This window comes from Mesorhizobium sp. RCAM 06353 (genome assembly GCF_059683585.1).
Window position 1 is genome coordinate 2360404 of sequence record NZ_CM185031.1, and the last position, 16980, is coordinate 2377383.

The 16980-nt window shown below is 63.8% G+C and carries 15 protein-coding genes; 8 read left to right on the forward strand and 7 right to left on the reverse strand.

All coding sequences use genetic code 11. From position 1 onward, the window contains the following. Positions 1–12 precede the first annotated feature (12 nt). A complete protein-coding gene (locus tag AC56QX_RS11215; protein ID WP_497115929.1) occupies positions 13–2505 on the reverse strand; it encodes an EAL domain-containing protein in 2493 nt (830 codons plus the stop codon). 274 nt (positions 2506–2779) lie between these two features. Then, complete coding sequence (locus AC56QX_RS11220) at positions 2780–3550, reverse strand: IclR family transcriptional regulator (RefSeq protein ID WP_497115930.1); 771 nt, start codon at positions 3548–3550, stop codon at positions 2780–2782. A gap of 185 nt (positions 3551–3735) precedes the next feature. Between AC56QX_RS11220 and AC56QX_RS11225 the strand changes: the two genes are divergently transcribed. From AC56QX_RS11225 to AC56QX_RS11245, 5 genes are all read left to right on the forward strand, one after another. Beyond that, positions 3736–4713, forward strand: a complete 978-nt coding sequence (locus tag AC56QX_RS11225) for a Bug family tripartite tricarboxylate transporter substrate binding protein (RefSeq protein ID WP_497115932.1) — start codon at positions 3736–3738, stop codon at positions 4711–4713. Between the two features lie 139 nt (positions 4714–4852). Further along, positions 4853–5389 (forward strand): tripartite tricarboxylate transporter TctB family protein, encoded by a 537-nt coding sequence (locus tag AC56QX_RS11230; protein ID WP_497115934.1) that lies wholly within the window; start codon positions 4853–4855, stop codon positions 5387–5389. A gap of 4 nt (positions 5390–5393) precedes the next feature. Next, complete coding sequence (locus AC56QX_RS11235) at positions 5394–6917, forward strand: tripartite tricarboxylate transporter permease (protein WP_497115935.1); 1524 nt, start codon at positions 5394–5396, stop codon at positions 6915–6917. Positions 6918–6932: 15 nt separating this feature from the next. Next, on the forward strand, positions 6933–8117 hold the full coding sequence (locus tag AC56QX_RS11240; RefSeq protein WP_497115936.1) for a CaiB/BaiF CoA transferase family protein: 1185 nt from the start codon (positions 6933–6935) through the stop codon (positions 8115–8117). After that, on the forward strand, positions 8114–8965 hold the full coding sequence (locus AC56QX_RS11245) for a citryl-CoA lyase (protein ID WP_497115938.1): 852 nt from the start codon (positions 8114–8116) through the stop codon (positions 8963–8965). The genes AC56QX_RS11240 and AC56QX_RS11245 overlap by 4 nt, the downstream gene beginning before the upstream one ends. Positions 8966–8974: 9 nt before the next feature. On the opposite strand, the gene AC56QX_RS11250 is transcribed toward AC56QX_RS11245, so the two are convergent. Both AC56QX_RS11250 and AC56QX_RS11255 read right to left on the reverse strand, forming a co-directional pair. Further along, positions 8975–9451 (reverse strand): NUDIX hydrolase, encoded by a 477-nt coding sequence (locus AC56QX_RS11250; protein ID WP_172224215.1) that lies wholly within the window; start codon positions 9449–9451, stop codon positions 8975–8977. Positions 9452–9578: 127 nt separating this feature from the next. After that, positions 9579–10307: a hypothetical protein gene (locus AC56QX_RS11255; RefSeq protein WP_497115940.1), complete on the reverse strand. Its 729-nt coding sequence runs from the start codon at positions 10305–10307 to the stop codon at positions 9579–9581. Positions 10308–10356: 49 nt separating this feature from the next. Between AC56QX_RS11255 and AC56QX_RS11260 the strand changes: the two genes are divergently transcribed. Beyond that, on the forward strand, positions 10357–10938 hold the full coding sequence (locus AC56QX_RS11260; protein WP_497115941.1) for an invasion associated locus B family protein: 582 nt from the start codon (positions 10357–10359) through the stop codon (positions 10936–10938). Between the two features lie 58 nt (positions 10939–10996). Here AC56QX_RS11260 and coaBC read toward each other — a convergent pair whose 3' ends face one another. The 3 genes from coaBC to ubiE all read right to left on the reverse strand — a co-directional run bounded on the left by coaBC (position 10997) and on the right by ubiE (position 14979). Beyond that, positions 10997–12466: a bifunctional phosphopantothenoylcysteine decarboxylase/phosphopantothenate--cysteine ligase CoaBC gene (gene coaBC, locus AC56QX_RS11265; RefSeq protein WP_497115943.1), complete on the reverse strand. Its 1470-nt coding sequence runs from the start codon at positions 12464–12466 to the stop codon at positions 10997–10999. Between the two features lie 94 nt (positions 12467–12560). Continuing rightward, positions 12561–14135, reverse strand: coding sequence for a 2-polyprenylphenol 6-hydroxylase (gene ubiB, locus AC56QX_RS11270; protein ID WP_497115945.1), 1575 nt, complete (start codon positions 14133–14135; stop codon positions 12561–12563). A gap of 67 nt (positions 14136–14202) precedes the next feature. Continuing rightward, positions 14203–14979: a bifunctional demethylmenaquinone methyltransferase/2-methoxy-6-polyprenyl-1,4-benzoquinol methylase UbiE gene (gene ubiE / locus AC56QX_RS11275; protein ID WP_497115946.1), complete on the reverse strand. Its 777-nt coding sequence runs from the start codon at positions 14977–14979 to the stop codon at positions 14203–14205. Between the two features lie 134 nt (positions 14980–15113). Here ubiE and AC56QX_RS11280 point away from each other — a divergent pair, with 134 nt between their 5' ends. Both AC56QX_RS11280 and upp read left to right on the forward strand, forming a co-directional pair. Then, positions 15114–16088, forward strand: a complete 975-nt coding sequence (locus AC56QX_RS11280) for an adenosine deaminase (protein ID WP_497115947.1) — start codon at positions 15114–15116, stop codon at positions 16086–16088. Between the two features lie 152 nt (positions 16089–16240). Then, a complete protein-coding gene (gene upp, locus AC56QX_RS11285; RefSeq protein ID WP_172234653.1) occupies positions 16241–16870 on the forward strand; it encodes a uracil phosphoribosyltransferase in 630 nt (209 codons plus the stop codon). Positions 16871–16980 lie beyond the last annotated feature (110 nt).

Below are 16980 nucleotides of genomic sequence, written 5' to 3' on the forward strand. Positions count from 1 at the left end.
AAGGGCGTAGTTCTAGCCAGCCTTGCGGCGCAGCTTGCGCGCAACGTCGGTCCACGGATCGGCGGCATCGGCCGCGGCCGGCGTGACGCTCGGGCCAAGCAGCACCGTCGAGGCATCGAAAGGCTTCGGTCTGGCGATCCCATAGCCCTGGGCATAGTCGACGCCGATCGTCTTCAGGGCGGCGATGATGCCGTCGCTTTCGACGAACTCGGCGATGGTGCGCTTGCCCATGACCTTGCCGATGTGGTGGATCATCTCGACCATGGCGCGGTCGATGCGATCCTCCACCATGTCCTTGACGAAGCTGCCGTCGATCTTGAGGTAGTCGACCGGCAAGTGCTTGAGATAGGCGAAGGACGACATGCCGGAGCCGAAATCGTCGAGCGCGAAGCGACAGCCCAGCCCGCGCAGATCGGCAATGAAGCGCATGGCGTTGGTGAGATTGGCGATGGCGCTGGTTTCGGTGATCTCCAGGCAGATCATCGCAGGCGAAATGCCATGGATGAGGAACTGCTCGCGCAGGAAGCCTAGAAAGGTCTCGTCGCCGAAAGTCGCGCCGGAAAGATTGATGGCGCATGTCGTGATCGGCGGCGTGCGCGTATCGGCTTGCCGTGCGGCCAGGACGCGGAAGGTGTTGCGCACCACCCAGCGGTCGATCGACGGCATCAGGCCGTAACGCTCGGCTGCGGGAATGAAGCTCTGCGGGGTGACGAAGGTGCCGTCTTCGTCGGTCAGCCGCAACAGGATCTCGATATGCGCTCCCGCCTCGGCGGCGTCGTCGTTGAGCGGCCAGATTTCCTGGGCATGAAGCCTGAAACGATTTTGCTCCAATGCGGCGTGCAGGCGCTGCACCCAGGCCATCTCGCCGAAGCGCTCGCGCAAGGCCATGTCACCGTCGCTGTGGATCTGGACGCGGTTGCGGCCCTTTTCCTTGGCCATGTAGCAGGCGACATCGGCGGCCCGCAGCGCTTCCTCGATGGTCACTTGCGCATCGGCGATCTGCACCATGCCGATGCTGACGCTGGTGTTGAAGGGTCTGCCATCCCAGGCGAAATGCATGTCCTGCACGGCCGCGCGCAGCCGTTCGGCGATGTCGGCGGCGGTTTCGCAGTCACTGTCCACCAGCAGCACACCGAATTCGTCGCCGCCCAGCCTGGCCAGCACGTCGCCCGGCCGCAATTCGTGGGTCAGCAGCGCGGAGATCTGGCGCAGCAACTGGTCGCCAGCGGCATGGCCGCAGGTATCGTTGACCAGCTTGAACTGGTCGAGATCGAGATACATCAAGGCGTGCTGACGGGGTTGGCTCTGCAATTCGACGATCGTCCTTTCCAGCCGGCTTTCGAAATCGCGCCGGTTGGGGAGCCCGGTCAATGCGTCATGCGACGCCTGCCATGAAAGCCGCTCGATATAGTCCTCTTCGCGCGTCATGTCGTGGAAGGCGAGCACCGCACCGACGACTTCACCGGAAACGAGCAGCGGCGCGCCGGTCAGCGCGACGGGAACAACAGAGCCGTCCGGCCGCTGTAGCAATTGCGGCCGGGCGCTGGAACGGCGCGGTTCGCCGGCCAGCAGGCATTCAATCAGTCGGGGTTCTTCAACGCTGGTGTCTTTGTCCACCAGCCGGAACAACGAAGCGATCGGTTTGCCCTTGGCGCCGCTAAACGGGCATGCCAGCAATTTCTCGGCGACCGCATTCATATAGTCCAGCCGTCCGTCAGCCCCGGTGCTGATCACGGCCTGGCCGATCGAAGCCAGGGTGATCTGGGCGCGCTCGCGCTCGGTATTGAGCGCCAGCTGGAAGGCCTGGCGCTGCGCCAGGAGCTTGCGCGTGCGCCACACGGCAAGCAGGATCAGCAAGGCGGCGGTGACGAGATTGGCAAAGGTGAGCAGCATCCGGATGAAGCGCGATCCCTCGCCAAGGCTGTCCGAGAAGGCCTTGGAAAGAGGGCTGATCTGACGATCCAGCTGATGGATATTCGTCTTCCAGGCGTTGATCTCAGCCGGTGACGCCTGCCCCTTGCTCAACGTCGCGTGCATCGCGTCGCCGAGCTGCTGGATGGCGAGGATCATCGTGTCGGCGGCGGTCCAGTGGCGGATGGCTGTGTCGAGATAGATGAAGCTGCGGAAATTCTGGAACAGCCAGATCATTCCGGCAACGTCGTCCGGGTGGTTTCTGCCTTGCAGGAAGCCGGCGCGCGCAGCTTCAGTGTCGGGCTCGGGCTGCTCAAGTGCCAAGCGGGCCGAGCGGTCGGCCAGAGGAACGGCGATCGCTGCACGATACTCGCTGAAGAACTCCTCCTTGCCGGTGTCCGCATAGAGGCTGAGGAAATAGATGGCGTGTTTTTGCCCCTTGGACCATTGGCTTTCGCCGCCGACATAGGCGCGAACCGCCGACAGGGTGTAGAGGCTTAGGCTGGCGACCAGCGCCTGGATGAGGACGACGGCAATGAAGGGCCAGACCAACCCGAGAAGACGGGGGCTGGCGTGCATCGATGACAGCTTCATCGAACTTGCATGGACTTGCCATGATCCTGTCAGCGCGTCCGTCCGACTGTTTCATCCGTCGGTATAAGACGCTGTTCTTCCCTCATGTCGCTCAGATGGCGACAACAATCCGGTTACCACGGGTGGGCTTAACAGCGAATAAATAATTCCCTTTTTCTAGGAAACCGATTCTTGCCGCCCGCGCCTAATATTACGCGGCGTCAAGCAATCGCTTCAAGTTTGTTCAATTTGTATTTGAAACGTATCGAGCCTTTCCGAGTCGCAACCGCGGGAACTAGGCCAGAGCCTCCGCCACAAGGCTCGCCTGTTCCAGCATGGAGGCATCCTCGCCGAAGGCACGCGTGGCGCGAGCCGCCGCCTCGAGCAACGGACGTTTCATGCGCTGGAGGAAGGCAGCGTCGACGCGTGAGCTCGGACCAGCCAGCGTCAAGGCGCCAAGCAGCACGCGTCCCGGCCCGAATACCGGCGCCGAGACGCCTGCCGTGTCTGGGTCGCGGTCACCGACGGCGAGGCAGTTGCAGGTCCTGCGGATGGTCTCGTAGGGTTCGCCCGGCTGGCCGGAAAACGCTGCGAGCACGCGTCCGCCCGAGCCGACCAGCAAAGGCAATACGTCGCCCTCGCGTATGGTGTAGCGGATCGGATGCTTGGATTCGACACGATAAAGGCAGGTGCGGACGTCGCCCGAACGAACATAGAAGGCAACACTCTCCCAACTGTGCTCGGAAAGGTCGCGCATGATAGGCAACAGGATATCGACCGCCACGACCGAACGCTGATAGAGCGCGCCGAGCCGAAAGGCGGCGGGCCCGACCCGGTAGCGTCCATCCTCCAGGCGCTCCAGCAGTTGCCCGCGCAGCAGCGAATTCGCCAGCCGCAGGATCGTGCTCTTGTAGAGGCCGGTACGCGCCGCGATTTCGGCCAGGCTGAGCGAGCGTTCGGCCGTGGTGAAGGCATCGAGGATGGCGATCGCCCGATCAAGCGCTGCAACACCTTCGGCGGACGGGCGCCGGCTTTCTGCGTCAGTCGATCTGCTTCGTAAGTCCATCGCAATTCCCAGTTCGGAGAAGCCCGAGCGGAGCCAGTCTGTCGCGCCACTGGACCGTTCTGTCCAGCAGAATATCGTTCCCGTTGACAGAACTCGGTAACATCTGCTTGAACTCGATCACGGGTCTGTGAATGCAGGCGCGTTTGGCAGGCACCGGAGGAGGTGTCGTGATCTGGAGGAATCCCATGCTGAACAGACGCAGATTTTTGATGAGCACGGCGGCGGCGGGCGCTGCCGGCCTTGCAGGACTTCATTTCACGCCCGCTTTCGCTGAAGGCGCACCGCAGATCCAGATTTTCGTGCCGGCGGCACCCGGCGGCGGCTGGGACCAGACAGGGCGCACGATGGATCAGGTGCTGCGCTCAGAGAAGCTGATCTCCGGCTCGCAGATCACCAATGTCGGCGGCGCCGGCGGCACGGTCGGGCTGCCGCAGTTCATCAGCCAGTGGAATGGCAAGGGCAATTCACTGATGGTTGCCGGCATGGTCATGGTCGGCGCCATCATCGCCAACAAGGCGGCCAACAATCTGACGCAGGTCACGCCGATCGCCCGCCTCACCGGTGAGTTCGAGGCCTTGGTGGTGCCGGCGGAGTCGCCATTCAAGACCGCCGCCGATTTCGTCGCCGCGCTCAAGGCCGATCCGACGAAGGTCCCCGTCGCCGGCGGTTCCGCCGGTGGCTCCGACCACATCCTGTTTGGCCTGATCGCCAAGACGGTCGGCGTTCCGGCGACCAGCCTTTCCTATGTGCCGTTCGCCGGCGGCGGCGAGGCGTTGTCGGCGCTGCTCGGCAACCAGGTGGCGGCTGGCATCTCCGGCTTTGGCGAATTCTCCGAGCAGATCAAGGCGGGCGCTCTGAGGCTGCTCGCCATCTCGGCCGACAAGCGCCAGGACGGCATCGACGCGCCGACGCTGAAGGAAGCCGGCGTGGATGTCGAACTGTTCAACTGGCGTGGCGTTTTCGCGCCTCCGGGCGTGTCCGACGCCGACAAGGCGGCGATGATCACGCTGGTCGAGACCATGGCCAAAAGCGATGCCTGGGCGGCTGAGTGCAAGAACCGCAACTGGACGCCCATCCTGCTCACCGGCGACGACTACGCGAAATTCGTCGCCGAGGATTCGGCGCGTATCGAAGCCATCCTCAAGGATCTCGGCCTCGCCTGATTTTCCCCAGGGGGACGGCGCGAGCCGTCCCCCATTTTTCTCAAGTCCGTTGATCGCATCGGAGATGGAATCGGTCATGGGCTGGCGGCATGAAGGCCGATGACAGCCGTGTTGGCCCGTAATCCTGGGGAGGATATTCATGAGCACCATCAACCAGCCGGCGGCGCCCTCGCGCCTTGCCGTGCCGGAATTGCTTGTTGGCATCGGCCTTCTGGCCTGTGCCGGCGCGGTGGCCTGGCAGACGCTGGCGATCCCTGTGTCGCCGCTCTATTCCAAGGTCGGCCCGACCGTCTTCCCCTATCTCACCATGGTCGGCCTGGTGGTGCTGTCCCTGCTGCTCATCCTCGCCGCGTTTCGCGGCGGTTGGCAGCCCGAGGAGGAAAAGGAAACGCCGACCGACTGGACGGCGATGGGCTTCGTCGTCATCGGCCTTCTGGCCAACCTGCTGCTCATCCGGCCGCTCGGCTTCACAGCGGCGTCGGTCATCATGTTCGTCCTCGTCTGCTATGGCTTCGGCAGCAAGCGTACGCTGCGTGATGCGCTTACCGGCCTCATCCTGGCACTGGCCGCCTATTTCGGCTTCGCCAGGGCGCTGGGCGTCAACATCGGCGCCGGTTTTATCGAGAACCAGCTGAACACGGTGATCGATGCGATCATCGGCGCGTTTGGAGGCTGACGCCATGGACACGCTTGGCCATCTCGCCCACGGCTTTTCGGTCGCCTTCACGCCGATGAACCTGATGTGGTGCCTGCTCGGCACCACGCTTGGCACCGCCATCGGCGTGCTTCCCGGTCTCGGGCCGGCGCTGACCATCGCGCTGCTTCTGCCGATCACCTATCAGGTGGCGCCGGAAGCGTCTTTCATCCTGTTTGCCGGCATCTATTACGGCGCCATGTATGGCGGCTCGACGACGTCGATCCTGCTCAACACGCCAGGCGAAAGCGCCACCATCGTCACCGCGCTGGAAGGCAACAAGATGGCCCGGTCCGGCCGCGGCGGTGCGGCCCTTGCCACCTCTGCCATCGGCTCCTTCGTTGCCGGGACGCTCGGCACGCTAGGCGTCGCCTTCCTGGCGCCGGTGGTGGTCAAGTTCGCGCTGGCCTTCGGCCCGGCCGAGTATTTCTCGCTGATGGTGCTGGCCTTCATCACCGTTTCGGCTGTGCTCGGCTCGTCCTCGGTGCGTGGGCTAACCAGCCTGTTTGCCGGCTTCGTCATCGGCATGATCGGTGTCGACCTGCAGACCGGGCAGCCACGTTTCACCTTCGGCTCGACCGAACTGCTCGACGGCGTCGACGTCATCATCGCCGCCGTCGGCCTGTTCGCCGTCGGCGAGACGCTCTACATGGCCTCGCGCCGCTATGCCGGCAAGGACGAGATCGTGCCGCTGAAGGGTTCGCTCTACATGACCGCCGCCGAATGGGGCCGCTCATGGAAGGCCTGGCTGCGCGGGGCGGCGATCGGCTTCCCGATCGGCGCCATGCCGGCCGGCGGCGCCGAAATCCCGACCTTCCTGTCCTATGCCATCGAAAAGAAGCTGTCGAAGCACAAGGAGGAATTCGGCACGGTCGGCGCCATCGAGGGCGTTGCCGGTCCCGAGGCCGCCAACAATGCGTCGGCCGCCGGCGTGCTGGTGCCGATGCTGACGCTCGGCCTGCCGACCTCGGCGACGGCGGCGATCATGCTGTCGGCGTTCCAGAGCTACGGCATCAATCCCGGGCCGCTGCTTTTGACGACGCAGGCCGATCTGGTCTGGGGCCTGATCGCCAGCCTGTTCATCGCCAATGTCATCCTCGTCATCCTCAACCTGCCGCTGATCGGGCTGTGGGTGCGGCTTTTGAAGATCCCGGCGCCGCAGCTCTATGCCGGCATCCTGGTGTTCGCGACTGTCGGCACCTATGGCATCTCGCAGTCGCCCATCGACCTCGTCATCCTCTATCTGCTGGGGGCAGCCGGCTTCCTGATGCGGCGCTTCGATTTCCCGACCGCGCCTGTCATCATCGGCATGATCCTGGGGCCGCTCGCCGAAACCCAGTTCCGCCGGGCAATGACCATCTCGAATGGCGACTGGTCGGTGTTTTATACGCACAAACTGTCGCTGACACTGCTGACGCTCGCCTTCATCGGGCTCGCCGGGCCGCATATCTGGGCCTTCATCGAGCATCGCCGGCGGCGCGGACCGGAGCATGTGCCGGGCGATGCCTGACCGATCAGAAGCGATATGACAGACCTGCTTTCCGGTATCCGCGTCCTCGACCTGACCAATGTCCTGGCCGGGCCTTATTGCGCCTATCAGCTGGCACTGCTCGGGGCCGACGTGATCAAGGTCGAAGGGCCGCAAGGCGGCGACCTGGCGCGCCAGCTCGGCGGTTCGCCAAAGCTCAACCAAGCCGGCATGGGCGCCTCGTTCCTGGCACAGAACGCCGGCAAACGATCTGTGGTGCTCGACCTGAAGACAGAAGCGGATCGCGAGCGCTTCCTCGACCTGGTCGCCAGTGCCGATGCGCTGGTGGAGAATTTCCGTCCCGGCGTAATGGATCGGCTCGGCCTTGGCTATGAAGCGCTGAAGGCGGTCCGCCCCGGCCTCGTCTATTGCGCGATATCGGGTTTCGGCCAGACCGGGCCGATGCGCGACAATCCCGCCTATGACCAGATCATCCAGGGACTTTCCGGTATCATGAGCATCACCGGCACGCCGGAGACAGCGCCGCTGCGCGTCGGCTATCCCGTTGCGGATACGCTGGGCGGACTGGTCGGCGCGTTCAGTATTGCGGCGGCGCTGGTCAGGCAGAAGACCTCAGGCGAGGGTGCCTTTCTCGACGTCTCGATGCTCGAATGCACGCTTTCCGCGCTTGGCTGGCCGGTCTCCAACTACCTGACGGCAGGGGTCGATCCCAAGCCGATGGGCAATGAGAACATGACGGCGGCGCCCTCCGGCGCCTTCCGTACCGGCGACGGCCTGCTCAACATCGCCGCCAACAAGCAGGAGCAGTTCGTGACGCTGTGCCGGCTGATCGGGCGAACGGAACTGGCGTCGGACGTGCGCTTTGCCGAGCGCGAGACACGCAAGCGCAATCGCGCGGCGCTGAAAGCCGAGATCGAGGAGGCTCTGGCGGGTGCCTCGGCGGCGGCCTGGGAAGAAATCTTCAATCGCGCCGGTGTCCCCGCCGGCCGGGTGCTGACGATCCCGCAAGTGCTTGCCGAGCCGCAAGTGCTCGAACGCCAGGTGACCGCGAATTTTGACGATGTGGCTGGGATGGACAGGCCGCTGACCGTTCTGCGCGGCGGCTTCATGGTCGATGGTGAAGCGCCGTTGCCGACAAAGCCACCGCCGGCACTTGGCGAGCATATGGACGAGATTTTCGCCCACCTGCCGCCACGCGGCAAGACAAAGGCGCGAGCATGAGCGATAGACAGAAGAAAACTGGCCGTGAACGCGGCGAGGAATGGTGGCAGACCGGCATCATCGAGATGAGCCCTGGCGTCATCCGGCTGCGCGGCTATGAGATCCAGGACCTGATCGGCCGCGTCAGCTTCCCGGCGATGATCTGGCTGATGCTGCGTGGCGAACTGCCCAACGAGGACCAGGCGGCGTTACTCGGCATTGCGCTCGGCGCGGCCGTCGACCACGGACCGCAGGCGCCGTCGATCGCCATTGCCCGCATGGCGGCAACCTGCGGCGTCGGCATCAACAGCGCCATGGCCTCGGCCATCAATGTGCTCGGCGATGTGCATGGCGGTGCCGGCGAACAGGCGCTGTCTTTCTACGGCGATATCGCCGTGGCGCTCGATGGCGGAACGGCACTGGATGACGCGGTTTCCGCGAGGCTCGACAGGTTCTTCGCCGAGGAAAAGGGTTATGTGCCGGGACTCGGCCACCGCTTTCATCCGGTCGACCCGCGCGCGCCACGGCTGTTGGAACTGACGCGCGAATTTGCCGCGCGGGGCGTCGTCAATGGACGGTTCGCCGATATCGCCGAAGCGATCGAGGCGGATGTCGGGCGGCGCAAAGGCAAGAAGATCCCGCTCAACATCGATGGCGCCACGGCCGTCATCTACGGAGAACTCGGCTTCCCGCCGCCGCTGACACGCGGGCTCTTCGTGCTGTCGCGCTCTGTCGGCATTCTGGCGCATGCCTGGGAGCAGTCGCAGCAGAGCGAACGCAACAAGGGACCGCTGCCGCGCGAATGGCTGTGGGCCTATACCGGCACACCGGTACGCCCTTTCCCCGAAGACGGCGGTAAGAGCGACTGAGGACGGCCCTCAGCCGGCTTCGAGCGGCGCAGGTCCGGGAATGGTCAAGGTTGCCACCAGCGTCGAAAGGTCCGGCTCGTCGATCAGCGTCGCTGCATCGGCCGGCGCCAGCCAGGCCCGCTGCCGCCGTTTGGCTTCCTGCCAACTGGCCAGTTCCTCGGTGACCTCGAGCAGATAGACGATGACGTCGACCCGAATGAAGTTGTTGGCCAGCCGTTTCCAATAGGAATAAGTGCCCGCTGGTTGCTTCAATGTCTTGCCGAGCACGCCGGCTTCTTCCATCGCCTCGATGGTGGCTGCCTTGCGGCCGCTCTTGCCTTTCATCGGCCACCCCTTGGGGACGATGAAGCGCTGTGTCGTCCGCGACGTGACCAGCATCACCTCGATGTCGCCATGCGCGTTCCGCCGAAAGGGGATCGCCGCGACCTGACGGATCCGCTCGCCTTTCTTGGCCTTGCGCACGGCCTTTTTCTTGGTGGCTGCCATTCGTAACAATCCAGTCGGTGCAAGTGCCCATAGCGTGATGCGGCGCCTTTGCAAAACCCAAACTGCCGCAGGGGCACTAGAAGGCCCCTATCATGTAAGTCGGCTAATTAAAAGAGTGGTCCACCTGTCAGCGACAGGTGCTCACAGCAGTGTTGCCGATTATCTGCGTCTGGCAGCTCGACCTGACCTGCGGCACCACCGGCGGCGGCTGCTGGACGATCACGCGGTCCTGGGCGCGATACTGTTGTTGCTGCTGCTGAAATTGCTGCCGCTGCACCCGGTTCTGCAAGGTCTGCAGCTCGTTCTGCTGGATCAACGCGTTACTTTTGCCCGCGGGATTGAGCACCTGCGCGGAAGCGTGCAGCGCAAGACCGGCCACGCAAACCGCGGCCAGCAGCACCGATGCAAGTTTCACCGATGGTCGACGTTCCGACATCCGCCCATTCCCGCGAAAAATCCTGTTCATCCGGCATATATAGGGCGTTCGCCCGGCGATGCCATGGCCGGCCCATCGGGCGCGTTGAAATCGATCACGCCTCTGCTGGCCATCCGACCGCGACCGCGGATTGTCGACGACGCCAACGTTTGAGATTGGCATGGACATCGCGCCCGGCGACACTGCGGCATTCGCGCCATGAAGGCCAGGTGGAGTTACCCCAATAAAGGCCGCTTCGCGGCGGCGGAGAATCTGCCCGGCAACCCAGCATTGCACTTGACGGAAGCGATCGATTCGCCGCTCTATCGGGTCGGGGCCGGCCTCGAACTGAACGGCGTCAATGGGCGTCGGCATGTCCGTCAGGTATAACGGCGCCTTCGGGGAAACGGTCAAACAGAATGCAGTCAGCGCGTCTTTCAAGGTCAGTTTCTAGGCTGGCTCAAGACGGAGCCGGGCGGGAGAGGTCTTGATGAGGAAATACGCGTATTTCGCCGCGATGTTGGGTGCGGCCTGCATTGTCGGGCTGCCGGCCATGGCCGCGCAGACCAAGGGCGACAAGGTGGCGGCGACGCCCGCGCCCGCCGCTGATGCGCCGCAACTGCCCGGGGGTGCATCGGCTCTGTCCGAAACCCATGGCGACTGGACGGTCAATTGCCAGATATCGGGCACGAACAAGGTCTGCAGCCTGTCGCATCAGCAGTTCAACAAGCAAAGCAACCAGCGGCTGCTGGCGATCGAGTTGTCGAGCAAGTCCGGCGACGACGCGACCGGGACCCTTGCCTTGCCGTTTGGCCTGGCGCTGGCCAAGGGCGTTACCCTCACCATCGACGACCAGAAGCTCGACGGTAGCCTGGCGTTCAACACCTGCCAGGTGGTCGGCTGCCTGGTGCCGGTGGCGTTCGATGCCAATGTCACGCCGCTGCTCAAAAACGGCACCACGCTGAAGATCGATGCCTTCGCGGCCGATACCGGGCAAGCGGTGAGCTTTTCCATTCCGCTCAACGGTTTTGGCGGCGCACTCGCCCGCACAGCGGAGCTTTTGTCCAACTGACGGCTGAGATTCATCGGCAGCAACAGGGTGTTTGCTGAAGGGTTTTCCTGCCAACACGTCAAACAACGATCGTCTTCAACCGCTCGGCAATGATGGCGGCGAGCCGCGCCGCCACCTCGTCCTTGGTCATTTCGGGCCATTCCTCGACGCCGGTCTTCGACACGATCCGCACCCGGTTGCGATCACCGCCCATCACCCCTGAAGGGCCGATGCCGCTATCGTGTGACACATCGTTGGCGACGATGAAATCGGCGCCTTTCTTCGTGAGCTTGGCCTCGGCATTGCGCAAAAGATCCTGCGTCTCGGCGGCGAAACCGATGACCAGGCCGGGCCGCTGGCTGTGATGGCCGACGCTGGCAAGGATGTCGGGATTCTCGACCATGCGCAGCACCGGCGGGCCTTCACCCGCCACTTTCTTGATCTTCTCACCGGCCGAATTCTCGCTGCGCCAATCGGCGACGGCGGCGACGAACACGGCGGCGTCGGCGGGTAGAAGCTGTTCGACCGCATCGCGCATCTCCTGCGCGCGCTCGACATGGATGGTCTTCACACCGGCCGGGTCGGCAATGCTTACGGGACCCGAGACGAGGCGCACATCGGCGCCGAGCCTGGCCAGCGCAGCGGCGATGGCGTGGCCCTGCTTGCCGGACGAGCGGTTGGCGATGTAACGCACCGGGTCGATCGGCTCATGCGTCGGGCCGGAGGTGACGATGATCTTGCGCCCCGTGAGTGGCTTTGGGCCGGCATCGAGCAGCGCTTCGATCGCGGCAACGATCTCCAGCGGCTCGGCCATGCGGCCTTCGCCGGCCTCATTGCTTTCGGCCATCTCGCCTTTGGCCGGACCGATGAAGGCGACGCCGTCCTTGCCCAATGTCGCGCGGTTACGGCGGGTGGCCGGATGCGCCCACATTCTGGGGTTCATCGCCGGCGCCATCAAAACCGGCTTGTCGGTGGCGATGAGCACGGTCGAGGCAAGATCGTTGGCATGGCCGTTGGCGAGCTTGGCCATCAGATCGGCCGTGGCGGGAGCGACCAGCAGAAGGTCGGCCTCGCGCGACAGCCTGATGTGGCCGACGTCATGCTCGTCATTGCGGTCGAACAATTCGGTGAAGACATGATCGGCCGAGAGCGCGCCTACCGAGAGCGTGGTGACGAATTCCTGTGCCGCTGATGTCATCACCACGCGCACCGCGGCACCGCGCTCGCGCAGCCGGCGGATCAGGTCGAGCGCCTTGTAGGCGGCGATGCCACCGCCGATGATGAGCAGGAGGCGCTTGCCGGAGAGGCTGCCGCGCGGAAGGATCTTGCCTGCGGGGGCCGCAACAGGAGTTACTGTACCGTGCGCGGTCGTCAGATCGCGGAGAGTCTTTTCGATCTGGTCGATGCGGCCTGGCTCGATCTGACCGTCGACTGCGGCCCGGATCATCACCCGCGCCTGTTCTTCCATCGAGCGGTTGTTCTCCGCCGCCAATCGGCGCAGCAGTTCCTTGACCTCATCGTCGAGGTTGCGGATCGTGATGCTTGCCATGTGATTGCACTCTGCTCATCCTATCCGATGGCAATGATAGCAATGCAATCATATTGCTGCAAGGTGACGAGCCGGATTCCGCTGTGGCCGGGCGCTAGATGATCTTCCAGGCGATATAAATCAGCGTCAGCGCGATCACCCACAGCGCCACGCGGCCGGAGCGGCTGTAGCGCGCCTCGGCCTTGCCGATGGCGCGGGCAGTGGTGTCGTCGAAGCGCAGCCCGTGCTCGGCCATCAGGTCGATTTCGCGCGACAGCCGGTCGGTGCGCGCCGCAAGTTCGGGTATCTGGCGGGCCAGCGTCAGCAGCGCCTTGGCGCCGTCGCGCGCATCGATCATCATGCCACGCGGGCCAAGGTTGCCGGCAATCCAGCCGCCGACCACCGGCTCGGCCGTCTTCCACATGTTGAAGGCCGGATCGAGCGTGCGCGCAACGCCCTCGACCACCACCATGGTTTTCTGCAGCAGGATCAGTTCCGGTCTTGTCGCCATGTCGAAGAGTTCGGTCACCTCGAACAGCAGCGTCAGCAGCTTGGCCATGGAAATGGTTTCGGCCGGCTGGCCATGGATCGGCTCGCCGATGGCGCGGATCGCTTGCGCAAAGGCCGCGACATTGTGCTGGCGCGGCACATAGCCGGCCTCGAAATGCACTTCGGCGACGCGCAGATAGTCGCGCGTGATGAAACCGTAGAGGATTTCGGCGAGAAAACGGCGCTCCTTCTTGCCGAGCCTGCCGGCAATGCCGAGATCGACGGCAACGATGGTGCCGTTGGCCTCGACGAACAAATTGCCGGGATGCATGTCGGCATGGAAGAAGCCGTCGCGCAGCGTGTGGCGCAGGAACGACTGGATGAGATTGGCGGCGATCGCCTTCAAATCATGGCCGGCGGCTTCGAGGCCCGCAATGTTGTTCATCTTGACGCCGTCGACCCATTCCATGGTCAACACGTCACGGCCGGTGCGTTCCCAGTCGACGTAAGGCACGCGAAAGCCTGGATCATCCCGGGTGTTCTCGCCGAGTTCCGACAGGGCCGCCGCCTCGAGGCGCAGGTCCATCTCGATCTTGGTGGTCTGCGCCAGCGTCTCGGTCACCTCGACAGGCCGCAGCCGGCGCGACGAGGGGATATATTTCTCCTGCAGGCGGGCGGCGAGGAAATAGCTTTCGAGATCCTGGAAGAAGCGGCGGCGCACGCCTGGCCGGATCACCTTGACTGCGACCTTGGTGGCAACGCCGTCATGGATGGTTTCGGCGGCATGGACCTGGGCGATCGAGGCTGCGGCGACCGGGTCGCCGAACTCTGCGTAGAGATCGCCCACCTTGCGCCCGAGCGAGGCTTCGATGGCGGCGACCGCCTCGGCCTTCGGGAAGGTGTGCATCTTGTCCTGCAGCATGGCGAGGTCGAGCGCCATGTCATTGCCGACGACGTCGGGCCGCGTCGCCAGGAACTGGCCGAGCTTGACATAGGACGGGCCGAGCCGGACCACCGCCTTGGCCAGCCGGTCGCTGCGCTCATAGGCCAGCGCACGGCGGCGGGTGAACAGCCGCGCCAGCCGCCAGCCGAATTTCGGCAGGCCGGACAGTTCCTCGCCCGGCAGGGCGGCGATGACGCCCTCGCGCACCAGCACCCAGCCGGCCCGTGCGAGCCTGAAACCAGCGCCGACGCTGCTCATGGCTGCACCCAGGCCGGGCCTTGCGGCCGGCACGAGCTATATCGAGGATGGGAAATGCGATGCCGCCTCAAAGCTTCCAGCCCGAATGCAGCGCGGCAATGCCGCCCGAATAGTTGCGGAAGGAAACGCGGTCGAAGCCGGCGCGGGAAATCATCGCGGCGAAGTTCTGCTGGTTGGGGAATTTGGCGATCGACTCGACCAGATAGGAATAGGGCTCGCCGTCGCCGGTGACCATCTTGCCGATCTTCGGAATGGCGTTGAACGACCAGGCTTCATAGACCTTGTCGAGCAGCGGCATCTCGACCTCGGAAAATTCCAGGCACAGGAACCGGCCGCCCGGCTTCAGCACGCGGAACGCTTCTGCGAGCGCGACATCGATGCGCGGCACGTTGCGAATGCCGAAAGCGATGGTGTAGGCGTCGAATATGGCGTCGGCGAAGGGCAGTTCCTCGGCATTGGCCTCGACGAAATCGGTGTTGCCGGACAGGCCTTTCTTTTGCGCCCTATCGCGGCCGACACTGAGCATCGAGCCGTTGATGTCGAGCACCGTGGCATGCGCGTTGCCATGGCTGGCATCGACGATGCGAAAGGCGATGTCGCCGGTGCCGCCGGCTACGTCCAGGACCTTCCAGCCCGCGCGCTTCGGCGGATTGAGCCATGTCACCATGGCATCCTTCCACAGCCGGTGCAGGCCGGCCGACATCAGGTCGTTCATCAGATCGTAGCGGTTGGCGACCTTGTGGAAAACATCGTTGACCAGGGACTGCTTCTCGCCTTCCCCTACACGCTTGAAACCATAGGAGGTTTCCATGCCGCCCGCGGCCGTGGTTCTCTCAACTGACATTTTTTTGATCCGTCATAAAACCGGCGGGACCATAGCCGATCGATGCTGAGGGCGCTATTGTTTAAGGCGCGGTGTTCAGCCGCGCTTCCAGGTGGTGGGTTTTCAAGACCTGGACTGACCGACGGGATGTTTGAATGCCTTTGAAAGCGGAACTGCACTGCCACATTGAAGGGGCAGCGGCGCCCGAACTCGTCATCCGCCAGGCGCAGAAATACGGCAAGGACACTTCACCGTATATCCAGAACGGTTCCTTCGTCTGGCACGATTTCACCTCGTTCCTCGCGGCCTACGATTTTTCCGCCGATCTGTTCCGCACCGAAGAGGATTATGCGCGGCTGGCCGACCATTATCTGACCAGCCTGGCCCGCGACGGGGCCATCTATTCCGAGGTCTTCACCTCGCCGGACCATGCGACGAAAGCCGGCCTGTCGCCCAAGGCCTACACCGACGCGCTCGGCGAAGGCATGCTCCGCGCCAAGGCGAAGACCGGTATAGAGGGCCGCATGATCGTCACCGGCGTGCGCCATGTCGGCGTCGAGTCGATCGAACAGGCAGCGCGCTTCGCGGCGCGCTGCGGGCATCCGCTGGTCACCGGTTTCGGCGTCGCCGGCGATGAACGCGTGGGCGAGATGGAGGACTATGTCAGGGCTTTCGAGATTGCCCGCGAGGCCGGGCTTGGCATCACCATCCATGCCGGGGAACTGACGGGCTGGGAGACTGTCCAGGCGGCGCTCGATCACATCAAACCTTCGCGTATCGGCCATGGTGTGCGCGCCATCGAGAATCCGGACCTTGTCCGGCGCATCGCCGATGAGGGCATCGTTCTGGAATGCTGCCCCGGTTCCAACATCGCGCTCAAGGTGTTCGACAGTTTTGCCGAGCATCCGTTTCCCGCCCTGCAGGCGGCAGGCTGCAAGGTGACGCTCAACTCCGATGATCCGCCCTATTTCTGGACTTCGCTGAAGCGCGAATACGATATTGCAGCGGAGCATTTTGCGATGAACGAGAAGGCGCTAGCAGCCGTCACCAGAACCGCTATCGAGGCCGCCTTCGTCGATCGCAAGACCAAGACGGCACTTCTTGCGAGGCTGAACGGAGCGGCACGCTGATTTCTGCCGACAAAGCTGTGGTCGGTGGCGGCCAAGCGGTTCCTTGGCCGGTACATTGTCGCTAGGGTTCGTCCAGGCAGCTTGAAGCGCGACATATCCCCGGGGATCCATGCGCGCCGTTTCGGGCGACACGCATGCATCAGGAGACCATCATGAAGGGCGTCACCGTCGTCGACCATCCGCTTGTCCAGCACAAGCTGACCATCATGCGCAAGAAGGAGACGTCCACGGCCGGCTTTCGGCGGCTGCTGCGCGAGATATCGCTGCTGCTCGGCTATGAGGTCACCCGCAATCTCGAACTGACGACGACGACCATCGAAACGCCGATGGAGACCATGGAAGCGCCGACGCTGGAGGGCAAGAAGCTGGTCTTCGCCTCGGTGCTGCGCGCCGGCAATGGTTTGCTGGAAGGCCTGCTCGACCTGGTGCCGGCGGCACGCGTTGCCCATGTCGGTCTCTACCGCGACCACGAAACGCTGGAAGCGGTCGAATATTTCTTCAAGGCGCCAAGCGATCTCGCCGACCGGCTGGTGATCGTCGTCGATCCGATGCTGGCGACCGCCAATTCGGCGATCGCGGCGATCGACAAGCTGAAGCAGCGCGGCGCCACCAACATCCGCTTCCTGTGCCTGCTGGCGGCGCCAGAAGGCATCGAGCGCTTCACCAAGGCGCATCCGGATGTCCCCGTCTTCACCGCGTCCATAGACCGCCAGCTCAACGAGAAGGGCTACATCATGCCGGGCCTCGGCGACGCCGGCGACCGCATGTATGGGACCAAGTAGCACCAGGCAAAGTTGCCTGGTACGATTTACCAAATGTTTACGCAAAGCGATGGTTTCGGCGCGCGTTAAAGCGGCAAACACCATCCAGCGCTAATGAATCGGTTCTCACA

What these genes read in the sequence shown, in the direction of transcription:
- AC56QX_RS11215 (WP_497115929.1), bottom strand. Translation starts at nt 2,505, where the DNA reads ATGAAGCTGTCATCGATGCACGCCAGCCCCCGTCTTCTCGGGTTGGTC.
- AC56QX_RS11220 (WP_497115930.1), bottom strand. Translation starts at nt 3,550, where the DNA reads ATGGACTTACGAAGCAGATCGACTGACGCAGAAAGCCGGCGCCCGTCC.
- AC56QX_RS11225 (WP_497115932.1), top strand. Translation starts at nt 3,736, where the DNA reads ATGCTGAACAGACGCAGATTTTTGATGAGCACGGCGGCGGCGGGCGCT.
- AC56QX_RS11230 (WP_497115934.1), top strand. Translation starts at nt 4,853, where the DNA reads ATGAGCACCATCAACCAGCCGGCGGCGCCCTCGCGCCTTGCCGTGCCG.
- AC56QX_RS11235 (WP_497115935.1), top strand. Translation starts at nt 5,394, where the DNA reads ATGGACACGCTTGGCCATCTCGCCCACGGCTTTTCGGTCGCCTTCACG.
- AC56QX_RS11240 (WP_497115936.1), top strand. Translation starts at nt 6,933, where the DNA reads ATGACAGACCTGCTTTCCGGTATCCGCGTCCTCGACCTGACCAATGTC.
- AC56QX_RS11245 (WP_497115938.1), top strand. Translation starts at nt 8,114, where the DNA reads ATGAGCGATAGACAGAAGAAAACTGGCCGTGAACGCGGCGAGGAATGG.
- AC56QX_RS11250 (WP_172224215.1), bottom strand. Translation starts at nt 9,451, where the DNA reads ATGGCAGCCACCAAGAAAAAGGCCGTGCGCAAGGCCAAGAAAGGCGAG.
- AC56QX_RS11260 (WP_497115941.1), top strand. Translation starts at nt 10,357, where the DNA reads ATGAGGAAATACGCGTATTTCGCCGCGATGTTGGGTGCGGCCTGCATT.
- coaBC (WP_497115943.1), bottom strand. Translation starts at nt 12,466, where the DNA reads ATGGCAAGCATCACGATCCGCAACCTCGACGATGAGGTCAAGGAACTG.
- ubiB (WP_497115945.1), bottom strand. Translation starts at nt 14,135, where the DNA reads ATGAGCAGCGTCGGCGCTGGTTTCAGGCTCGCACGGGCCGGCTGGGTG.
- ubiE (WP_497115946.1), bottom strand. Translation starts at nt 14,979, where the DNA reads ATGTCAGTTGAGAGAACCACGGCCGCGGGCGGCATGGAAACCTCCTAT.
- AC56QX_RS11280 (WP_497115947.1), top strand. Translation starts at nt 15,114, where the DNA reads ATGCCTTTGAAAGCGGAACTGCACTGCCACATTGAAGGGGCAGCGGCG.
- upp (WP_172234653.1), top strand. Translation starts at nt 16,241, where the DNA reads ATGAAGGGCGTCACCGTCGTCGACCATCCGCTTGTCCAGCACAAGCTG.